21 protein-coding genes and 1 pseudogene are annotated in these 20,868 nt (G+C 67.5%); 7 read left to right on the forward strand and 15 right to left on the reverse strand.

All coding sequences use genetic code 11. The annotated features are described in order from the left end of the window. The 8 genes and pseudogenes from QH196_RS22710 to QH196_RS22745 all read right to left on the reverse strand — a co-directional run. Positions 1-278 (reverse strand): annotated as a pseudogene (locus tag QH196_RS22710) (hypothetical protein); the annotation flags it as partial. Next, complete coding sequence (locus QH196_RS22715; protein ID WP_280417841.1) at positions 275-1,510, reverse strand: sensor histidine kinase; 1,236 nt, start codon at positions 1,508-1,510, stop codon at positions 275-277. The gene QH196_RS22715 and the pseudogene QH196_RS22710, both read right to left, overlap by 4 nt. Before the next feature lie 219 nt (positions 1,511-1,729). Then, positions 1,730-3,781, reverse strand: a complete 2,052-nt coding sequence (locus QH196_RS22720) for a CocE/NonD family hydrolase (RefSeq protein ID WP_280417842.1) — start codon at positions 3,779-3,781, stop codon at positions 1,730-1,732. A gap of 545 nt (positions 3,782-4,326) precedes the next feature. After that, positions 4,327-5,064: a phosphoglyceromutase gene (locus QH196_RS22725; protein WP_280417843.1), complete on the reverse strand. Its 738-nt coding sequence runs from the start codon at positions 5,062-5,064 to the stop codon at positions 4,327-4,329. Between the two features lie 64 nt (positions 5,065-5,128). After that, positions 5,129-6,055, reverse strand: coding sequence for an ROK family protein (locus QH196_RS22730; RefSeq protein WP_280417844.1), 927 nt, complete (start codon positions 6,053-6,055; stop codon positions 5,129-5,131). Positions 6,056-6,435: 380 nt separating this feature from the next. Continuing rightward, positions 6,436-6,933: a YbjN domain-containing protein gene (locus tag QH196_RS22735; RefSeq protein ID WP_280417845.1), complete on the reverse strand. Its 498-nt coding sequence runs from the start codon at positions 6,931-6,933 to the stop codon at positions 6,436-6,438. Beyond that, positions 6,930-8,270, reverse strand: a complete 1,341-nt coding sequence (mshA, locus tag QH196_RS22740) for a D-inositol-3-phosphate glycosyltransferase (RefSeq protein ID WP_280417846.1) — start codon at positions 8,268-8,270, stop codon at positions 6,930-6,932. The genes QH196_RS22735 and mshA overlap by 4 nt, the downstream gene beginning before the upstream one ends. 111 nt (positions 8,271-8,381) lie before the next feature. After that, on the reverse strand, positions 8,382-9,206 hold the full coding sequence (locus QH196_RS22745) for an alpha/beta fold hydrolase (protein WP_280417847.1): 825 nt from the start codon (positions 9,204-9,206) through the stop codon (positions 8,382-8,384). A 180-nt stretch (positions 9,207-9,386) separates the two neighbouring features. Here QH196_RS22745 and QH196_RS22750 point away from each other — a divergent pair, with 180 nt between their 5' ends. After that, positions 9,387-10,121 carry an SDR family NAD(P)-dependent oxidoreductase gene (locus QH196_RS22750; protein ID WP_280417848.1) on the forward strand — a complete coding sequence of 245 codons (735 nt, stop codon included), beginning with the start codon at positions 9,387-9,389 and terminating at the stop codon, positions 10,119-10,121. Positions 10,122-10,261: 140 nt separating this feature from the next. On the opposite strand, the gene QH196_RS22755 is transcribed toward QH196_RS22750, so the two are convergent. Further along, positions 10,262-11,302, reverse strand: coding sequence for a UDP-N-acetylmuramate dehydrogenase (locus QH196_RS22755; RefSeq protein WP_280417870.1), 1,041 nt, complete (start codon positions 11,300-11,302; stop codon positions 10,262-10,264). Positions 11,303-11,392: 90 nt separating this feature from the next. On the opposite strand from QH196_RS22755, the gene QH196_RS22760 reads away from it, so the two are divergent. From QH196_RS22760 to QH196_RS22775, 4 genes are all read left to right on the forward strand, one after another. Then, the gene (locus tag QH196_RS22760) at positions 11,393-11,881 is read left to right on the forward strand and encodes a DUF2505 domain-containing protein (protein WP_280417849.1); all 489 of its coding nucleotides are present in this window, start codon (positions 11,393-11,395) and stop codon (positions 11,879-11,881) included. A 58-nt stretch (positions 11,882-11,939) separates the two neighbouring features. After that, positions 11,940-12,449, forward strand: coding sequence for a DUF2505 domain-containing protein (locus QH196_RS22765; RefSeq protein ID WP_280417850.1), 510 nt, complete (start codon positions 11,940-11,942; stop codon positions 12,447-12,449). Then, the gene (locus tag QH196_RS22770; RefSeq protein ID WP_280417851.1) at positions 12,425-13,216 is read left to right on the forward strand and encodes a class I SAM-dependent methyltransferase; all 792 of its coding nucleotides are present in this window, start codon (positions 12,425-12,427) and stop codon (positions 13,214-13,216) included. Before QH196_RS22765 ends, QH196_RS22770 begins: the two co-directional genes overlap by 25 nt. Before the next feature lie 130 nt (positions 13,217-13,346). Continuing rightward, positions 13,347-14,072 carry an LmeA family phospholipid-binding protein gene (locus tag QH196_RS22775; RefSeq protein WP_280417852.1) on the forward strand — a complete coding sequence of 242 codons (726 nt, stop codon included), beginning with the start codon at positions 13,347-13,349 and terminating at the stop codon, positions 14,070-14,072. 38 nt (positions 14,073-14,110) lie between these two features. Here QH196_RS22775 and deoC read toward each other — a convergent pair whose 3' ends face one another. After that, a complete protein-coding gene (gene deoC, locus QH196_RS22780; protein ID WP_280417853.1) occupies positions 14,111-14,779 on the reverse strand; it encodes a deoxyribose-phosphate aldolase in 669 nt (222 codons plus the stop codon). Between the two features lie 98 nt (positions 14,780-14,877). Here deoC and QH196_RS22785 point away from each other — a divergent pair, with 98 nt between their 5' ends. After that, positions 14,878-15,411, forward strand: coding sequence for a GNAT family N-acetyltransferase (locus QH196_RS22785; RefSeq protein ID WP_280417854.1), 534 nt, complete (start codon positions 14,878-14,880; stop codon positions 15,409-15,411). 176 nt (positions 15,412-15,587) lie between these two features. Next, positions 15,588-16,472, forward strand: a complete 885-nt coding sequence (purU, locus tag QH196_RS22790) for a formyltetrahydrofolate deformylase (RefSeq protein ID WP_280417855.1) — start codon at positions 15,588-15,590, stop codon at positions 16,470-16,472. Between the two features lie 25 nt (positions 16,473-16,497). On the opposite strand, the gene QH196_RS22795 is transcribed toward purU, so the two are convergent. The 5 genes from QH196_RS22795 to QH196_RS22815 form a co-directional block, all read right to left on the reverse strand. After that, positions 16,498-17,544: an alpha/beta fold hydrolase gene (locus tag QH196_RS22795; RefSeq protein WP_348538102.1), complete on the reverse strand. Its 1,047-nt coding sequence runs from the start codon at positions 17,542-17,544 to the stop codon at positions 16,498-16,500. Positions 17,545-17,609: 65 nt separating this feature from the next. Further along, entirely contained in the window at positions 17,610-17,873 is a 264-nt protein-coding gene (locus tag QH196_RS22800; RefSeq protein ID WP_378751764.1) for a DUF2516 family protein, read from the reverse strand. 101 nt (positions 17,874-17,974) lie between these two features. Further along, a complete protein-coding gene (locus QH196_RS22805; RefSeq protein WP_280417857.1) occupies positions 17,975-18,643 on the reverse strand; it encodes a heparin-binding hemagglutinin in 669 nt (222 codons plus the stop codon). Next, positions 18,640-19,134, reverse strand: a complete 495-nt coding sequence (locus QH196_RS22810; RefSeq protein WP_280417858.1) for a helix-turn-helix domain-containing protein — start codon at positions 19,132-19,134, stop codon at positions 18,640-18,642. The genes QH196_RS22805 and QH196_RS22810 overlap by 4 nt, the downstream gene beginning before the upstream one ends. A gap of 98 nt (positions 19,135-19,232) precedes the next feature. After that, positions 19,233-20,585, reverse strand: coding sequence for a DUF445 domain-containing protein (locus tag QH196_RS22815; protein ID WP_432278037.1), 1,353 nt, complete (start codon positions 20,583-20,585; stop codon positions 19,233-19,235). Positions 20,586-20,868: the final 283 nt, after the last annotated feature.

The raw sequence follows: 20,868 nt of genomic DNA on the forward strand, positions 1-20,868 counted from the left end.
AAATAGACCAGGCCCCAGATCAGCAGGCCGGACGCGGCCCCGGCCCCCAGGGCCCCCCCCCCCCCCAGGCCCGTACGGAAGCCGACCCCCCGGCCGGCGCCAAACCGGCCCCGGCCCCCCCCCCCCAACGCGACCAACGGCCCCCCGCCGCGGCCCCCCCCGCCCCCCGCCCCCGCCCCCCCCCCCACGACCGTGACCTCGAAACCTTCCTTGCGCAGCAAGAAGGCGAGCGGATCGGCCAGCGATTCCTCATCCTCGACGATCAACACACTCGTCATCTGCGTGCCTCCACACCATTCGATCGGCCCGGGCCGGACGGCCGCGGGCTGGGTTCTCTCTTCGTCAACGCGGACAGACCGGCGGCGCCGTTACCGTCGGCCTCCTGGTGCGCGGGAATGCGCAGGGTGAATGTCGAGCCGGTGCCGAGCTTGCTCCACAGCGTGATCTCACCGTTGTGGTTGGCGGCCACATGTTTCACGATAGCCAGGCCCAGGCCGGTTCCTCCGGTCGCGCGGGAGCGCGCCTTATCGGACCGGAAGAAACGTTCGAAAACGCGTTCCTGGTCGTCCTTGGCGATACCGATCCCCCGGTCGGTGACGGCCATCGCCACATAGTCACCGCGGATCGAGCGGCTGACCGAAACATGCGAGCCGCGCGGCGAGTAGGCGATGGCGTTCTCCACCAGGTTCGACAGGGCGGTGATGAGCAGGGTTTCGTCGCCGCGGACCTCGAGCCCACTGGGCCGGTCGGTGCTGACCGTGATCCCGGCGGCTTCGGCGGCCGTACGCGAACGATCCACCGCCTGGCTGACCACCGTATCGACATCCACGACCTCGAGTTCGGGCAGTTTCTCCGCCCCCTGCAGGCGCGACAGCGCGATCAGCTCGGTGACCATTTTCCCGAGCCGGTTGGATTCGCCCAGGACACGTTCCCCGAAATGCCGGACGGCCTCGGGATCGTCGGCCGATTCCAGCAGTGCTTCGGCCAGCAGGCTCATCGCGCCGACCGGGGTCTTCAGCTCGTGGCTCACATTGGCGACGAAATCGCGGCGGGTGGCTTCCATCCGGGCCTGTTCGGAATCGTCGTCGGCGAACAGGACGGTGAAACTGGTTTCCTCCGGGGACAGCGGCCGGGCCAGTCCGCGCACCGCGATCCGGCCCCGGCCCGGTGTGGGTTTGTCCGCGGTGAGATCGAATTCCGCCGATTCGGCGGTGGCCAGTACCTTCTCCACCGCTTCCCAGGCGCGTTCGTCGAGCAACCGGTTGCGCACCAGGCCGAGCTCCTCGGCGCGCGGATTGACGAGCACGACATCGCGATATTCGTCCACGACCGCGATACCGCTTTCCGAGGCGAGCACGATCAGGTCGAGAACTTGGGACATGGTGAGACCGGAGTCGGCCTGGCGGCGCTGTGCCGTCCGGGCGTTCACATACGGGATCACCAGTCCACCGACGGCCAGTCCGACGACAGCCGCCAGGACTGCCAGCAGTACGGCCTGGGGAACGCTCACATCAAGAATCGTACGGTCGACGACGCGTAAACAAACCCGGGGTCGGTGAAGTTTCACGCAGGTCACGGGCGATTACGGCGGTGTTCGCCGGGCGTTTACGCATTGTTGGGCATGGCCCCGGTTTCGAATCGATCCGGGCGTGTTCCACCCCCCGATAACGACGAACCCCGTTGCGTCTGGGACACAACGGGGTTCGCGTCGTTCAGCGTCGGCGGGCGGTCACCAACCGGGGTTTCCGCGCACCGGCACGTTCACGAAACTCGGCCGGTTCGGGTCGAGCTGCACATGCTGCGGTTTGAACCCGGTGTCGAGAAGCATCGGCAGCGGCGGCACACCCTTCGGCGCGTTACCGGCATACACATCCACCCGCAGCCGATGCCCCGGCTCCAGCCGCGCCTCGATCGCGGGTACCGCGATATCCAGTGTGGTCACCTCACCCGGCACGGTGAGCCGGCGGTGTTCGATCGTCACGAACGGCCGCGGATCGGTGTAGTCACCGTTGGCCGACCGGCTGCTGCGGGATTCGTCGATCTCCCGCAGGGAGGCCATCAGCTGCCCCGACGACAACACCCGTGACTGCCCGTCCGGAGCCACATCGTTGACCGTCACCGACCAGTACCCGTCCGCCGCATCGTGCACGGTCTCGAGATGCACGGCGATCGGACCGGAAACATCGACGGCCTGGGTGACCGGGGCACTGGTGAAGGTCAGCCCGTTCGATTCCTGGATCCGGGAATCCGCACCACAGGCATTGATGATCGCGACAACACCCGCGGTCGCCTGCCCGGCGTCGTTGGAGCACAACCCGGTGAGGCCGGGCGCGACAGTCAGCCGCGCGGAGCTGTCGGCGACAGTGGTCAGCGATCCGTCGTGCACGCTGTGGCCGCCGGTGCCGCTGGGCGCCGCCGACAGGTACATCCGGCGGTGTTCGGCCTGTCGGTCGGCCGGGGCACTCTCGCCGAAGCCGTCCCTGGTGACCCAGCCCCCGCCCTGCTGGCGCAGGGTTACCGGCCCGTACCGATCGATCCCGTTGTCGATGCCCTTCAGCCACCTGTCGAACCAGGCGCGCTGCAGCACGTCCAACCGCGGCGGCAACCCGGGTTTGCCCGATTCACTACCCGAATTGATGTGATACGTATCGCCCATGAGCAGCTGCTTGCGCCCGGGCGCGAGCGGCATCTGGTTGTAGATCTGCGATTCGGAGTAGGTGAACAGATCGTGCCAGCCACCGGTGACGAAGGTCGGCACCTCGATTTTCGACGGGTCGCCCAGCCAGGCCTGCCGGTCGGGGCTGTCGCCGCGGATCATCTCCTGCAACCGCGGATCGAGATCCTCCACCCGCGGGGTGGTATAGGCGTTGAGGAAAACATCCAGGTAGGTGAACGGCGAGGACAGCCGGTCGTGCAACCATCGCGGATCGAAGGTCCCGTTGACCATGGATTCCACATTCGGCACCCATTTGGTCGCGTTGATCCCCATCATCCACAGCGGGATGAAGTTGAAGCCGAATCCGCCGCCGGGCATGAGCACGTCCTGGGCGAGATCGCTCCCCGGAACCACAGGGAACAGCGCCTTCAGCGCGGGCGGATGTTTCTCGGCGGCCTGGAGCTGATTGATCCCCGAATACGACATGCCGGTCATCCCGACCTGACCATCCGACCAGGGCTGGCGCGATGCCCAGTCGATCACCTCGACCGTATCGGCCTGTTCCCGCTGCCGCAGCATGTCCCATACACCCTGGGAAAACCCGGTACCCCGGACATCCACCACGACCTGCACATAGCCGCTCTTCACCAGCTGCCGGTCCACGGCGAAGTTCCGCATCGCACCGCCACCGAGTGCCTTGGTGAGATCGGTGAGCCCGGACAGCGGGGTCCCGGTCATATCGATATCGCGGGCCAGCTGGTTCACCGCATCGGACAGACCCGGGACCGACCCCATATGGTCGACGAGGTTGGACACCAGCTTGGTGTAGGGCGTCATATTCACCAGCACGGGTGTGCGGGTGTCGATCGGCCGGGACGCGGTATCGGCGGGCCGGTACACATTCGCCTTCAACACCGTGCCGTCACTCATCGTGATCGGCACATCCCAGGTGATGTGGATATTCGGGTACTGCTGCGGCCCGTCGTGGGTGGCTGCCCACTGCGCCCCCGCCGCTCCCCCATCCGGTCCTGTCACCACCGGTGTAGCCGCGGCGCCGCCACCCAGCAGCGGCACCAGCAGCGCGACGGCGGCCATTGCCACAGTGGCGCGTAACACGAACTTCATAGGTCGTGATCCATCTCTCGAGCTGGTCGAATGATCGAGAGCATACACAGCGTTACCGGCGGGTAACGAGAGTTTCTGGGACAGATTCCGCCCGAATCCGATTTCGCCCAAAACAATTCGGTATCCAGCCACAAAAACAATCGCGCCCCACCGGGAAGTTTCACAAACACCCCGAACCACGGGTGGGGCCCGCCCGGTTCTGGAGCGACGGAGCGGTGGAGCGAAGCGGAGGAGCGGAGGAGTGAAGAACCGGGCTACCCGGGGCCCCACCCTCGAGACGCGGAGCGTCTCCAAAATTACAGCCCCGCCCCTTCACGGACGATCTACACCGATAGCACGGTCCACCCAAGAACAGGATCCCCCGACAGACGGTCCACTGGTAGTTCGCGACGAGTACGAAGATGCGGGACAAGCGGTTGAACAGCGTCGATCTTCCGGCGTCGGACAGACCGGCGATTCACAGCTCCAACGCCCACACCATCCGACACAGCCCAAAAACCAAAACGCCGCAACCCGTCACAGGCTACGGCGCTTTTCGTGAACTCTCAGCGACCACCCTGGCTCGCGACCGCGGCGGCCCCGGCGGCAGCGGCCTCCGGATCCAGGTACTCCCGCGGACGCACCGGCCGCATATCCTCGTCGAGCTCATAACGCAACGGAATCCCGGTCGGGATATTCAACCCCGCGATATCGTCGTCGGAAATCCGGTCCAGATGCTTCACCAGCGCACGCAGTGAATTACCGTGCGCGGCAACCAGCACCGTCTTGCCGGTCTTCAGTTCCTGCGAGATCGTCGACTCCCAGTACGGAACCATCCGGTTCACCACATCGAGCAGGCATTCCGTGCGCGGAACCTCGATATCGGCGTACCGCGGGTCGCCCGACTGGCTGTATTCGTCGCCCAGGTCGATCGGCGGGGGCGGGGTGTCGTAACTACGCCGCCACAGCATGAACTGGTCCTCGCCGTATTCGTCGCGGATCTGGGCCTTGTTCTTACCCTGCAGCGCGCCGTAGTGCCGCTCGTTGAGCCGCCAGTCCCGGACCACCGGAATCCAGTGCCGATCGGCGGCATCGAGCGCGAAATTCGCGGTCGAGATCGCCCGCCGCAGCAGCGAGGTGTAGGCGATATCGGGCAGGATGCCGTGTTCGGCCAGCAGTTCACCGGCGCGTTTACCCTCGGCGATGCCCTTGTCGGTGAGGTGCACGTCCACCCAGCCGGTGAACAGGTTCAGGGCATTCCATTCGCTCTCGCCGTGGCGCAGCAAAACGAGGGTGTAGGTCATACGGGTAATCCTGCCATGCGGTGTATAGGGCAGGAGCGCGGGCCGGGGGCCGATTGAACGAGAGTTACCCCTCCTGAATAGCCGGGGCTTCGGAATTGAACGGGTTCGTTTCCGAGTGGGCGAGAACGCCGGCGCCTACCAAGGTGGCCCCGCCGTCGAGCCGGGACAGTTCGACCCGGAGCCCGCGCACGAAGTTCAGCCGGGCGTGCCGCTCGACCGCTGCGCGCAACGGCCGCCAGAGTGGTTCGCCGGAATGGGCGAAACCACCACCGACGACGACCGTATCGATATCCAGTAGTCCGGCCGCTGAACTGATCGCCTGCCCGAGCGCGGTACCGGCCCGCTCCAGCGCGGCCAGGGCGATCGGGTCACCCGCCCGGGCGGCCTGTGCCAGCTCGGCACCGGTGTCGCCGGTCCAGCCGCGTTCCCGCGCCCAGCGCGCCGAAGACATCCCGCTCGCCACGGCTTCCACACATCCCACGCCACCGCAGGCGCAGGGAACTTCCCAGCCAGGCACGACGATATGCCCGATATGCCCCGCATTCCCGGTGCGGCCCAGCGAAACCCGCCCGTCGACGAGGATCCCGCCACCGATCCCGGACGAGACGGTCATCGCCAACGCGTTGCGGACGCCGCGCAACGCGCCCGAATCCCGTTCGGCGAGAGCCAGGCACGCGCCGTCGATCGCGAATCGTACGGTCGCGCCCGGGAAGAGCGCTTCGACCGCGGCGACGATCCCGAATCCGGAACGCCACTCCGGGATATTGAGCGGCGCAGTGATCCCGGCCGGAACATCCACCGGCCCCGCCGATCCGATCCCCACCGCCGTCACCGTATCGCCGCCGGCAACTGCCAGCAGCAGATCGCGGCACACTTCCCACACATCGGCGGCCGGCACCGGCGCCCGCCGGACCGCGTGGACGCGCCCCGTATCGTCGACCGGCCCCGCGGCGAATTTCGTTGCCCCGATATCGAGCGCCAGAACCGCCACTCCGCCTCCCAACCAGCCCGTCCGCACGACGGCGGCCGATCCCGCGCCGCCGGCATCTCACGAATTTTCCGATCCGCCGATTGTCGCCCAATCCCCGCCCGGCGGTCGATGATATGCCCGGCTCGACCCCGAACGCCCGTACGCGCATTCCTGGGGTGTGCCTGTTGCGGTGCGCGACGGCCATCACCCCTCCATACCGTCGATCATGCCGAGCGCCGCCGTCGCACCGGACGAGCTGCAGGTCGGCGGCGCCCCAGGCGGCAGGCCTCAGAAGGTGTCCGAGAACTCGGTACAGAGGTTCGCGCCCTGATCGGGGTGTGAACCGACGACGCCCGCGAAGGGCGGTGTCCGATAACCCACCGATTATCGGACACGCTGCGTCAGGAGTTTCCGTCGACCAGGTGCTCGAACGCGCGCAGGTTCTTCAGTGATTCGCCGCGCGAAACCCGCCACTTCCATTCCCGGCGAATCGATTCGGCGAAACCGAGTTCGAGCAGTGTGTTGAAGTCACCGTCCACCGCTTCGAGGATCTGACCGAAGATACGGTCCAGTTCCTCGGCCGTCACCGCATGGGTGGCGGCGCGGCCGACCAGGTAGATATCGCCCACCTTGTCCAGCGTGTAGGCGACACCGTAGAGCCGCCGGTTGCGGCGCAGCAGGAATTTGTAGACGCCTTCGAAGTTCTCGTCGGGCTTTCGGCAGACGAACGATTCGAACCGCACCCCGTGCCCGCCCACGGTGAGCATCACATTGGTTTTCAGTTTCCGCTCGCCGGGTAGCACCGCGACGAACACCTCGTCGGCCGGGCGGGTGTATTCGATCTCGCGGTCACGCAGTGTCTCCTCGACGATCCGTGCGGTATCCGCCACCTCGCTCATCGGAGCACTCCCGTCCGGCGCCGCCACAGCGCCCGCGATCTGGCCTGGTTCTCGCCGAGGATAGTGGGAGCACGGCCGGAGCCGGACAATGCGGCGGTATAGCTGGCGAGCAGTTTCTCCGCGGTATGCGCCCAGGAGAAATCCGCGGCATGCGCCACCGCGCGCTCCCCCATCAGATTCAGCCGGGCCGGATCGTCCAGCAGGTATTCCAGGGCACCGGCCCAATCAGGTATGCGATGTCCCGCCACCAGCAGCCCACTGTGCTCGTGCCGGACCGCGGTGCCCAGACCGCCGACCGCCGCCGCAAGCACCGGGGTTCCGGCCGCTTGCGCTTCCAGCGCGACCAAACCGAACGATTCGTTGTAACTCGGCACCGCCACCAGATTCGCGGCCCGATACACCAGCACCAGCCGGTCGGCGGGCTGCGGCGGCAGGAAAGTCACATGGTCGCTGATACCGAGCTGGTCCGCGAGTTCGATGAGCGCGTCCGGGCGCTCCAGCCCCGTACCCGACGGCCCGCCGACGATCAGCGCCCGCAGTTTGCGGCCCGGCCGGCGCCGGATCGCCTCGGCAACCGCCCGGACCAGTACGTCCGGCGCCTTCAACGGCTGGATGCGGCCGACGAACGCGACGATCTCCTCGTCGGCGGCCAGACCGAGCTCGGCCCGCGCGGCCGCACGGTCGCCGGGGCGGTAGCGGGTCAGGTCCGCACCAGGCGGCACGATATCGATACGTTCGGGCAGCGCGCCGTACAGCTCGACCAGCTGCCGGGCCTCCCGGGCAGTGTTGGCGGTGAGGCGGTCGGCCTCGGCGATCACCTGCTTCTCCCCGATCTCCCGGGTCACCGGTTCGGGCGAATCCCCGTCGGCCAGCGCGGCGTTCTTCACCGCGGCCAGCGTGTGCGCGGTATGTACCAGCGGTACCCGCCAGCGATCCCGCGCCAGCCAGCCCACCTGACCGGACAACCAGTAATGCGAATGCACCAGGTCGTAATAGCCGGGCACCTGCCGGGCCTCCTGGCGCAGCACCTCCGCGGTGAACGGACACAGCTGGGTCGGCAGATCGTGCTTGTCCAAGCCCTCGAACGGGCCCGCCACCACATTGCGCACCAGCACACCGGGCGCGGCTTCCTGCACCGGCGGCAGATCGGAGGAGGTGGCCCGGGTGAAAATCTCCACCTCGGTTCCCCGCTGGGCCAGCTGTTCGGCGGTCTGCAGCACGTAGACGTTCATACCGCCGGCGTCGCCGGTACCGGGCTGGGCCAGTGGTGAGGTGTGCACCGTCAGTACGGCGATACGGTTCGGCCGTCGGTCCGGGCGTTCACTCACGATGTCCATATTGCACGGTGCAACACAGCGACCCGGCGGCTCCTTCCCGCGAGGTGAAAGTGATCACAGATACCGGATTTCGCGTCGTTCACGCGCGCCGCATGTGTATCGGGGCCGCGATCACGCACCGCACTCCCGGATGAAATCGCGGACCTCGGTGACGAACCGATCCGGATCCTCGATGAACAGCCCGTGCTGAGCGCCCTCCCAGATCGAGGCCCGGCCCCTGGGCGCGGTTTCGGCGATATAGCGGCCGTCGGCAGCCGGTACCACCGGATCGGCCGAACCGTGCAGCACCAGCACCGGGACTTCCAGTCCGCGCAGTGTCTCGGTGTTGTCGACCGACCGGTAGAACAGAGCCTTCCGGACGAACGGCGGGGTCGCCAGGCTCGCCCCGTACAACCGTTGCGCGTCCGCGCCCTTGTCCGCGCCTGGCCCGGTATTGGCATTCCCGAATGCGGAGAACCCGCGCATCGCCCGCCCCGGGCTCTCCTCGAATACGCCCGGGATGGCCTGCTGCATGGCCTCGCCGACCTCGGCACCCGGCACACCCCGGCCGATATTGGCCATGGCCCCGGTGTAGACCACGCCCGCGATCGCACCGCTGCCGTACTCGGCGAGATAATCGCTGAGCACGATCCCGCCGTAGGACCACCCCAGCAGTACCGCACCCGAGTCGATCGATTCCGCTGCCAATACCGCCGCGATATCACCGGCCCAGTTCTTCGGCTCGTCGTAACCCGACTCCGGCGCCCCCGAATATCCGTGCCCGCGCAGATCCACCGCGATCACCCGGAAATCCGCGGCGAACTCGTCGAACACCCGCCCCCAGCAGCGCAGATCCGCAGACCAGCCGTGCACCAGCACCAGCGGTGGCGCGTCCGCGGGCCCGTCGATCCGATAAGCGATGCCGGTCCCGTCGATACTGCGCGCTTCCTTGATCACAGTAATATTTTGCGCCGCCTCCGGCGTCGCGGGGTTCGGGGCCCCCTTGGTCTCGTTCTTCACTCCTCCGCTCCTCCGCTTCGCTCCCCCGCTCCGTCGCTCCAGAACGAGACGGGCCCCGAACCTCGAAGGTGGGCCGCTGAGGTCTTGGGGCGGAGTGCGGTAATTAGGATCGGGGCCATGGGTAAACGCACCGCTGTTGTCACCGGGGCCAGCTCGGGGATCGGGGAAGCCACGGCACGGGAACTCGCGAAGCAGGGTTACCACGTGTATGTGGGTGCCCGCCGGGTCGACCGGCTGCAGCAGCTGGCGGCCGAGATCGGTGGTACCGCGCTCGAGCTCGATGTCACCTCCGACGAATCGGTCGCGGCGTTCACCGAAGCGGTCGACAGCGCGAACGTCCTGGTCAACAATGCGGGCGGCGCGAAAGGGCTGGCCACTGTCGCCGAGGCCGATCTCGACGACTGGCGCTGGATGTGGGAAACCAATGTGCTGGGCACGCTCCGGATGACCAAGGCCCTGCTACCGAAACTCATCGCCTCCGGCGACGGCCTGATCGTCACCATCACTTCCGTCGCCGCGTTCCACGCCTACGACAACGGCTCCGGCTACACCTCCGCCAAACACGCCCAGGCCGTGCTGCACCGCACCCTGCGCGGTGAACTGCTCGGGCAACCGGTCCGCCTCACCGAGATCGCGCCCGGCGCGGTGGAAACGGAATTCTCCGTAGTCCGGTTCGACGGGGACACCGAGCGCGCCGCGAAGGTCTACGAAGGTATCGACCCGCTCGTCGCCCAGGACATCGCCGAAATCGTCGCCTTCGCCGCGAGCCGCCCCCCGCACGTGAACCTGGACCAGATCATCGTCAAACCCCGCGACCAGGCCGACCCCGGCCGTTTCGCCCGGCGTAGCTGACCCGCTCCGCAGGCGAGCATCGACGGCAGCCACCAGCGCGCCCGGCACGAATTCTGTAGTGCAGAGGTCACCGGCTCGGTTGCGGTCCCGGCGATCGGGTAATCCGCCCAGAGGTGCCCGCGCGCTCAGGCCGGCGGGCGTCAGATTTCCACGCCGACCGTTACCGGCTCCGGTGTCAGGGTTATGCCGAACCGGTCGGCCACCCCATCGCGTACCGTGCGAGCGAGCGCGACGATATCGGCGGCGGTGGCCGGGCCGCGGTTGGTGAGGGCCAACGTGTGTTTGGTCGACAGCCGGGCGGCGGCATCCGGGCCCGGGAACCCCTTGGCGAAGCCGGCACGTTCGATCAGCCAGCCGGCCGAGAATTTCACCCCGTTGTCCGCGGGAAATTCCGGGACCTTCACCTCACCGAGCTGGTCGCGGATCGTGGCGCGCACCCGGTCCACCCGGTCGTGGGCGATCACGGGGTTGGTGAAGAAAGAACCGGCGCTCCAGGTGTCGTGGTCGGCGGGATCGAGCACCATCCCCTTTCCGGCGCGCAGGCCGAGAACCGTTTCGCGGACAACGGCCGCCGGCCGGGACTCACCTCCCGCGGCGCCCAGCCGCTGCGCGAGTTCCCGATAGCGCAGCGGGGCGCTGGCCCCACTGGGGTCGAGGGCGAACTCCACCGCCAGCACCACCGCATCGGATCGGTGTTTGAGCCGGCTCGTCCGATACCCGAACCCGAGGTCACCGGGTTCGGCCCAGTGGGTTTCGCCGGACGCCCGGTCCAGCAGCCGCACCCGGCGCAGCAGATCGGCGACCTCCACGCCGTAAGCGCCGACGTTCTGCACCGGCGTGGCCCCGGCCGATCCCGGAATCCCCGACAGGCATTCCAAGCCCCCGAACCCGGCCCGCACGGTTTTCGCGACCACCCCGTCCCAGTTCGCACCCGCGTCCGCGGTCACCGAATCGGCGCCCAGTTCGACGCCCTCGGTCGCGATCCGGACCACTACCCCGGGCACCTCGTCGTCGGAGACGAGCAGATTGGACCCGCCGGCGAGCAGCAGTACCGGAACCCCGGCCGCGTCCAGCGCGCGAACAGCCGCCACCAGGGCATCGGTGCCGGCGCATTCGGCGACCGTGGCCCGGCCTCCGACCCGCAGCGTCGTCAGCCCCGCCAGCGGGACCGCGGAGCGCACCAGCGCGCCCGTTCCGGCCAGCAGTTGCCGCAGTTCGTCCACGGGGACAACCCGAGAAGTTCGCACGACCAGACGGTAGCGTGTCCGGTCATGGCTACAGCGCTGGCGTATACGGCTCGCTACTCTCACCCGGTTGCCGCGGTGCGCGAAGCGTTCCGCACCGAGAAGTACTGGCAGGACCGTATCGCCGCGGTGGGCGGGCCGAACGCCCGGTTCGTTTCCCTGAATCTGGACGGTGAACAGGTTCGTATCGAGGTCGTGCAGTCCATTCCGGCCGATCTGCTGCCGCCCGCCATCACCGCCGTGCACCCCGGCGATCTGATGATTCCGCGCACCGAACTGTGGTCCGGGACCACCGGCAGTTTCGAGGCCCGGGTCGAGGGCGCGCCCGCGGAGGTGCGTGGCACCATCACCGCCACCGACGAACCCACCGGCGCCGTCGCCGAGATCTCCGGGTCGATCGAGGTGAAGGTCCCGCTGTTCGGTCGCAAGATCGAGGAGGCCATCGCGGAACGTCTCACCGAGCTGCTGGCCGAGGAGACCGAATTCACCAACGGCTGGATCGCCGAACAGGGGTAGCGGCGGCTGCCCGGCCTCTCCGCCCGCACCGGCGCAACCGGACGGTAACCTACCGCGCATGGCTCGCCGACTGGACTATTCCGCCCGCTACCCGTTGCACACCACCAAAGAGGTGTACGCGGCGCTGACGAACCGGGATTACTGGGAAGCCCGGATGATCGAAATGCGGAAGTACTCGCCCAACGAGGTGGTCTCGATCGACGCGAGCGAGGACGGCATCGACGTGGTACTGCATCACATCCTGCCCCGCGAAATGCTGCCCGAGGTCGCGCAGACGGTGATGCGCAAAGATATGGTCATCACCCGGAAGGAGAGCTACGGCCCATTCGGCCCGGAGGTCGAGGGCAAGTACTCCGCCTCCATCCCGGCCGGGCCCGGCAGTCTCACCGGGACCATGCGCCTGTTCCCCACCGATACCGGGTGCACCATGCGCATCTCCTCGGATGCGAAAGTATTCATCCCGATGATGGGGCCGCGGCTGGAACAGCTCATGCTGGTGAATCTGGTCGATCTGTTCCGCGCCGAGGCCGAAGTGACCCAGAAGTGGCTGGACGACCGAAAACTCTGAACACCCCCCTCGGCACGGTCACCCGGGGTACCACCGGAACGAACCGGCTCCGCCGCAGTGACCGCCGGCTCGTCCACGATCCACAGATCACCGAGATGCTGCACCGCGCCGCCGATCCGCTCGTGGTGGACCTCGGTTACGGCGCGCAACCGTGGACCACGCTGGAACTGGCCGCGCGGCTGCGCACAGTCCGCCCCGATGTCCGCGTGGTCGGCCTGGAAATCGACCCGGCCCGCGTCGTCCCCGCCCGCGACGGTGTGCGCTTCGCCCGCGGCGGCTTCGAATTGGCCGGCCTGCGACCGAATCTCGTGCGCGCGTTCAACGTGCTGCGGCAATATCCGGAATCGGCGGTCGCCGATGCCTGGGCGACGATCGTGTCGGGCCTGGCACCGGGCGGGCTGCTGGTCGAGGGAACCTGCGACGAACTCGGCCGGCGCTGCGCCTGGGTACTCCTCGACAGGTCCGGCCCGCGCAGCCTCACACTGGCCTGGGACCCGTTGACCGTCGAACGCCCGTCCGACCTCGCCGAACGGCTCCCCAAAGCGCTCATCCACCGCAATATCCCCGGCGAACGTATCCATGCACTGCTGTCGGCGGCCGACCTGGCCTGGGCACATACCGCACCACTGGCCGTGTTCGGCCCGCGCATCCGCTGGCGCGCCGCTGCCGACCTGCTGCGCGAACAGGGCTGGCCGGTCCACGACCGGCGTCGCCGGATGCGCGACAATATCCTCACCGTCCCCTGGACCACCGTCGCGCCCGCGTGACATGCGGGCCACGCCGTGTGTCCCATCTCACAAACCCCGCCGGCCGACCGCCGCTGACGTCGCCACGTTCACCATCTGCCCACACCCGGGCCTCAGAGCCGGCACAGAATAATGCGGAACAATCGCGTGCATGCCCACCAAGAACCTGTCGGTACCGAAGGTCAGTCGCCGGACCGCGGTCATCGCCGTGATCACCGCCGCCGTACTGGTGGCCGCCGCGCTGATCGGCGGTGAAGCCTATGCGCGGCACCGGATCGCGAGCTGTATCAGCAGCCAGTTCGAAAAGGAGATGGGCTCGCAGATCAACGTCGGCTTCGGCGCCAAACCACTACTCGTCACCTGGATCGACGGGAAGGTTTCGCGGATGGACGTCGACAGCGAAGGAGCCGAATTCGGCCCCGCGGTCGATATGCAGGTACACGCGCAGTTCCACGATATCCAGATGCCGGAGGGCAGTAACAGCGGTAGCACGATCGGCAGCTCGAACGCCGACGTCAGCTGGAGCAACGAGGGAATGGCCCAGACGCTGCAGGGCCTCGTCAGCGAGGTCCGGTCCGATCCGGACTCCGGGAAACTCACCATGGCGGTGCTGGGCGGGCTGGGTGAACTCCAGATCACGCCGCAGATCGTGGACGGGAAAGTGCAGCTGGAGGTCGGACAGGCGCAGTTCCTGGGGATCGGGGTACCGGAGGATCTGGCCGAGGGGGTGGTGAACCTGATGACCGAGAGTATGCAGGTCTACCCGCTGGGTCTGGAGCCGACGGAGTTGCGGGTCACCGATAACGGTGTCGAGATCGACCTGAAAGGTGGGCAGGCGGAGTTGCCGGCGCCGCCGGAGGGCAGTACTTCCTGCTGAGTGGTGAATTCGGCGGTGCGGGCCGGGTGCTGCTGCCCCTATTCGGGGAAGCCGTCCAGGACTGCTCGGCTGCGGGAGAGGCCTAGGCGGGTGGCGCCGGCGGTGATCAGTTCGGCGGCTGCTTCTGCCGTGCGGATGCCGCCGCTGGCTTTGATACCGAGGCGGCCGCCGACGGTGTCGGCCATCAACCGGACTGCATGGGGGTCGGCGCCGCCGGCGGGGTGGAAGCCGGTGGAGGTTTTCACGAAATCGGCGCCGGCCTGTTCGGCGGCCCGGCACACCTCGACGATCGCTGCGTCGGTGAGCGCAGCCGATTCGATGATCACCTTCAGCACCGCGCGCTGGTCGATCGCCTCGCGGACCACGATGATATCGGCGAGTACGGCGGCGTAATCGCCCGCGACCGCTGCGCCGATATCGATGACCATATCGACCTCCGCCGCTCCCTGATCCACCGCGAGCCGAGCCTCCGCACCCTTGATCAGCGAATGGTGTTTCCCGGACGGAAACCCGGCGACCGTGGCCACCACCACGCCCGGCGCCCGCACCGGCAGCATGGCCGGCGAAACGCAGACCGCGTACACGCCGAGCTCCCGGGCCTCGGCCACGAGGGCGGTAACATCCGCGCTGGTCGCTTCCGGGGCGAGCAGCGTGTGGTCGATCATTGCGGCCACCTCGGACCGGGTCAGCGATACGGAATCGGCCATGGGACGAGAGTCTGGCACACCCGGTTCGAATTCCGTTGCGGGCCTCTTGTTCGTCGGGAACACTCGTATCGCAATCGGGCACATCTGAGAGGACGACGTTGCTGATCCGTCGCGAACGTGGCGTCGATACCGCCGCCGTGGCCGCCGTACACCGCAGCGCGTTCGCTGCCCAGTACGCCACCTCCGGTGGAGGTGGTACGCAGGATCCTCCCGAAGTGGCGCTCATGGCGGAGTTGCGCAGCGATCCCGGCTGGATCCCGACACTGTCCATGGTCGCGGTGTCCGGCGATGCGGTGGTCGGCCATGTCTGTGTCACCCGGGCCACGGTGGGCCCGTTCCCGGTGCTCGCGCTGGGCCCGATCGGGGTGCTCGCCGACCGGCAGCACCGCGGTATCGGATCGGCGCTCCTGCATGCGGTGGTCGGCGCCGCCGACGCCCTCGACGAACCCCTCATCGGCCTGCTCGGCAGTCTCGACTACTACCCGCGTTTCGGATTCCAACCGGCCGAACGCCTCGGCATCATCCCCGACCGGCCCGAGTGGGCCAGTCATTTCCAGGTGCGCCCGCTGACCGCCTACGACTCCCAGATCCTCGGCGAATTCCGTTATGCCGACCCCTTCTACGCCCTCTGAGCGCAACCGGCTCATACCGGGACGAACCCACTGACCGGGCAAGACGGCCCGCACCGGCACACAGAACCGGCGCACCACCGCTGCGAACCCAGTGGCCCTGCGGAGTTCAGTGAAACCCTGCACAGTTGCTGCCCGCGCACCGAGGGAGCGTCGGACGACACGGCTAGGCTCGTCTCATGGTTTCCGCCGTGTCCGACGATCGCCGATATGTGCTGACCCTGGGCTGCCGTGATCGCCCGGGCATCATTGCCGCCATCACCTCGTTCATCGCCGAGTTCGGCGGGTCCATCCTGGAGGCGGGTTATCACTCCGATCTGGAGACCGGCTGGTTCTTCACCCGGCAGTCCATCAAGGCGTCGACCGTGCCGTTCGGGGTCGAGGAACTGCGGGAACGGTTCGGACAGATCGCCGATGAGCTCGGCCCGGACACGGAATGGCAGGTGCACGATTCGGGGCTGCGCCGGCGGGCGGTGGTACTGGTCAGCAAGGAAGGTCACTGTCTGCACGATCTGCTCGGGCGCGCGACCGCGGGGGAACTGCCCGCCACGATCGAGGCCGTGATCGGCAACCATCTGGATCTGGCCGCCATGACCGAAGCCCACGGCATCCCGTTCCATCATGTGCCCTTTCCCAAGAATCCGGCCGAACGCGGACCGGCTTTCGAGCAGGTCCGCGAGCTGGTGGACAAACACGATCCCGACGCGGTGGTGCTCGCCCGCTTCATGCAGGTGCTACCGGAACGACTGTGTGCGCACTGGGCCGGACGAGCCATCAATATCCACCACAGTTTCCTGCCGTCCTTCGTCGGCGCCCGCCCCTACCATCAGGCCTTCGCGCGCGGCGTCAAACTGATCGGCGCCACCTGCCACTATGTGACGGCGGAACTGGACGCGGGCCCGATCATCGAACAGGACGTGATCCGCGTCGATCATGCCGACGGGGTGAGCGATATGGTCCGCCAGGGGCGCGATATCGAACGGGTGGTGCTGGCGCGCGGCCTGCGCTGGCATCTGGAAAGCCGGGTACTGGTGCACGGCAAGCGCACCGTCGTCTTCTCCTGAGCGGGCCTGCCGCCGGTGCGCGCGGTCAGCCGGCGGCTTCTTCGGCGGGCGCACGCACCGAGGCGAGCACCTCACCGAGGATTTCGTTGAAGCGATCGATCGCTTCGACAGTGCCCAGATGCCCGGTGGGCAGCAGCACGAACCGGGCAAGGTGACCCGTTTCCCGCAGCCACTCCGCGATCTGCTCGGCATGTACGGCGGGTGTCATATCGTCGGCCGTACCCGCGACGACGGTGGTCGGCACCAGCAGTTGACGGGCGGCATCGCCGAGATCCATCTCCGCCAGCAGCCGGCCGAATTCCGACCGCACCCAGGAGCGGCAGGACCGCACGATATTCAGCCCGAAGTCGATGGTTTCCGGTTCGGCGTCCAGGCTCATGATCTGCCGCGCGAACACCCAGCGCACAGGCGCGATCGGCGGGAGGACGATCCGGGCACTCAGACCGCCCCGCCCGAGCCACATCGGCAACGGCACCTTCCGGTCCAGCAGTGGTAGCGGCCGGTTGAAGAACGGCACGACGGTGGTCTCGTCCACCAGGGCATACGGCCCGGTATTGGCCAGCACGACTGCCACGGCCTGATCGAGCACGCGCTGCGGATATTTTCCGGCCCACGCCTGCACTGTCATCGCGCCGAGGCTGTGCCCGACCAGCACCGCCCGCTGCCCCGGCCGCAGCACGGCGTCGAGGACCGCGCAGAGATCGTCGGCGAGCAGATGGCAGTCCAGCTGATCGGGCCGGCCGAATTCGCTTTCCCCGTGCCCGCGCAGATCGAAGGCGATTACCCGGTACTCCCCGGCGAAGGCGTTGATCTGCGGGTTCCAGTATTCGAGGCAGCAGGTCCAGCCGTGGATCAACACCACGGGCTGCGCGTCTTCCGGACCGTACGCGTGCACACGCAGCCGGGCTCCGTCGGCGGCCCGCACATCGATGACCTGATGTTCCGCGCTCGGCGGGTTGAGCGCGGGGTTGCGGTATCCGCCGCGGCTGCGCAGGCCGGCCCGGTGCACCTCGAAGATCCCATCCAGTTGATGGGCGAGGGCGTCCCAGAGCTCCGACATCATCGCACGCATCGACACTCCTTTGTGTTACTAACCGACACAGTAACGCGCAGGAGTGAACCTCGCCAGCCGGCGACCTACCAGCGGGGGCCGCGCTGAACCTCGTCCACCTTCGGCCGCACATCGGCGAGGTAGATACCGGTCGCGATAATGGCGATGAACGCCAGCAACCCCAGTGAGGGGAAACTGAGCAGCATCAGCAGCGCGGCCGCGCCGAGAATGCCCAGCCAAATCGGTTTCGTCAGTTTGTCGACCGCGGTGAACGCGTCCGAACGCTGGCGCACGGCATGCACCAGCGCGAACACCGTCGCGCTGATCGCCAGTAGCCACAGCGCGGCCATGATCCATCCGGTCAAGCCATACACCTGCTGCACCCCACCATGATAGGAGCAGCGCCCCCGTACACCACAGGTGCACGGGGGCGCGAGCCCACATCGGCAGGTCAGACCGACTTGGGGGCGGCTTTCTTGGCCGGCGTCTTCTTCGCGGCGGTCTTCTTGGCCGCGGGCGCCTTCTTCACCGGTTCCGGAGCCGGTTCGGGCGCGGGAGCCGGTTCCACCACTTCGGCGTCGACGACGTCGGGTGCGGAAGGAGCTTCGGCCTCCACCACCGGCGCAGCCTCCGCCGGGGTCTTGCCGGACCGGGCGATCAGGCCCGACACCCGGTCGATCACTTCCTCGGCCCGGCCGCTGGCGTCCTTGTAGAAGCTCTCGACCCGGCCGACCTGCTCTTCGACCAGGTGGTTCGCACGCAGCCGCTCCACGGTTTCCTCACCGCGGACGGCCAGATCGGAATAGAGATCGAGCACCTGGCGGTAGTACTGCTCGGCCAGTTTGCGCAGTTCCTCGGAAGTGAACTTCTCGCGCAGCTCGGCCAGATCCTCCGGCAGTTCCGAGGGCAGCTCGGAAAGCCGCGCCCGGATCTGTTCGAACTGGGTCTGCACATCGGCGGGCAGACCGGCGAACCGCTCGCGGGCCTCGTCGACACGGCCGTTGACGTCGGTGGCGCGTTCCCGCACCTGGGTCACCGCGTCGAGAACAGCGGTGTAGACGGCGTCCGTGGCACCGACGGTGGCGAACAGCGGTTTCACAGTGGTGTTCTTCTCGGTCATTTATCGTTCTCCTGGCGTGGCGGAGCGTCGGTGTTCGGTGGTGGAACAACGCTGTCCCGGGCGATCGTTTCCTCCGGCCCGTTCTCCCGGCGGAACGATTCGTAGATGTCCAGGAGGACCTGCTTCTGCCGCTCGCTGATCGCGGTATCGGCCAGCAGGGCATCCCGGACGGGACTGTGCGCCCGCTGCTCTAGGAAGCCGGCGCGCACGTACAACACCTCCGAAGAGACCCGCAGCGCCTTGGCGATCTGCGTGAGCACTTCGGCGGAGGGGTTTCGCAAACCGCGCTCGATCTGGCTGAGGTACGGGTTGCTGACCCCCGCCAGCTGGGCGAGCTGTCGCAGCGAGACCTGCGCGGCCTCGCGTTGTGCCCGGATGAACCCGCCGATGTCCTGCGCCGCGTTCACCACGCGGGCTGCCTTGTCGCCGCCGCCGGCGGTGGCCGCCGGATCGCCGGTGTACTGAGCGGAAACGTGGGGCTCTTCGGCCATCACTCACCTTCTGGCTTGTACGTACGCAACGATAGAACAGGGTGCTAGCAATAGCAAGCACTTCTGCTAGCAAGATGTCGGACACTCCCGCGCCGGCGTCATCCGCCGAACATCAGATGGGAGACGGTGTAGATCAACAGACCCGCGAGACTGCCCACCACCGTGCCGTTGATACGGATGAACTGCAGATCACGACCCACCTGGACCTCGATCTTCTTACTGGCCTCCTCCGCATCCCAGCGGGCGACGGTATCGCTGACGATGGTGGCGATCTCGTCGGCGTAGTTGGCGGCCAGATACCGGGCCCCGCGCTCGATCCACCCGTCCACCCTGGCGCGGGCATCGGTATCGTCGCGCAACCGCTCACCCAGCTGCTGCACGTTCTCCGCCACCTTCCGGCGCAACGTGCTGTCCGGATCGTCGGCGGATTCCAGGATCAGCCGCTTGGCCGCCCGCCAGGTGGCCTCGGCCAGGCCGGTGATCTCCTCCCGCCCCATGATCTGGGTTTTGATCCGCTCCGCCTTGGCGATCATTGCCTCGTCGTACTGCAGGTCATGGGCGAATTCCTCGAGGAATCGGTTCGCGGCCAGCCGGACCTCGTGATCCGGGGTCGAGCGCACCTTCCAGGTGAATTCGACGAGCTCGCGGTACACCTTCTCCGAGAGCAGCACGTTCACGAACTTCGGCGCCCACTGCGGGGCCTCCCCCATGACGATCCGGTCGACCGTCTCCTGACTACCCAGCGCCCACTGGTGGGCACGCTCGGCCAGCAGGTCGACCAGCGGCAACTGGCGATTGTCGGCCAGCAGTTCGGCCAGCACCCGGCCGATCGGCGGACCCCACTGCGGTTCGGCGATCCGCTTCACGATCGTGTTATCGATCACCTGCTCCACATCTTCGTCCCGGAGCACTCCGACCACCGCGCGCAGAATCGTCGAACTCTCGTCCGCCACCCGCGCGGCATTGGCCGGATTCGCCATCCAGCGCCCCACCCGCCACGGGATCTGGGCGGAGTTCACCTTCGCGGTGACCACCTCCGGCGAGAGGAAATTGGTGCCGACGAAGTTGCCCAGACTGGCGCCGAGCTGGTCTTTCTTACGCCGGATGATCGCGGTATGCGGAATCGGCAGGCCCAGCGGATGCTTGAACAACGCCGTCACCGCGAACCAGTCGGCCAGCGCCCCCACCATCCCCGCCTCCGACGCGGCCCGCACATAGCCCACCCAGTCACCGGCACCACCGCGGGACTCCAGCCAGCGGCACACCAGGTAGATGACGGTCGCCACCGCCAGCAGCCCGGTGGCCACGATCTTCATCCGCCGCAGGTCACGCCGTTTGGCCGCGTCATCGGTGAGGGTCGAGAAGACGCCCGGTGGTTGCGCCGAACCGCCGGGGCCGGGAGTCGCGGGAGCGGAATCGAGCACCGCACTGCTGCCGGTCGCTTTCTGCATAGCTTCCATTCTGCTGTGTTGTTTGCGGCGCCTCCGGTAGCGCGGGGTAAGCCTGCCCCGGGTGACCCTGGTCGCGCAGTGAGCCGTGGGGGCCGGGGTGCCGGTTGACCATGGTGTTGGGGCGACCCATCCGCGAAGGGGCGGGCTGTAATTTTGGAGCCGCTCCGCGGCTCGAGGGGTGGGGGCCGTACGGGCCCGGTTCTTCACTCCTCCGCTCCTCCGCTCCTCCGCTTCGCTCCCCCGCTCCGTCGCTCCAGAACGAGACGGGCCCCGAACCCATTGA

It is taken from the genome of Nocardia carnea (assembly GCF_029868325.1).
Taxonomy (GTDB): Bacteria; Actinomycetota; Actinomycetes; order Mycobacteriales; family Mycobacteriaceae; genus Nocardia; species Nocardia carnea_C.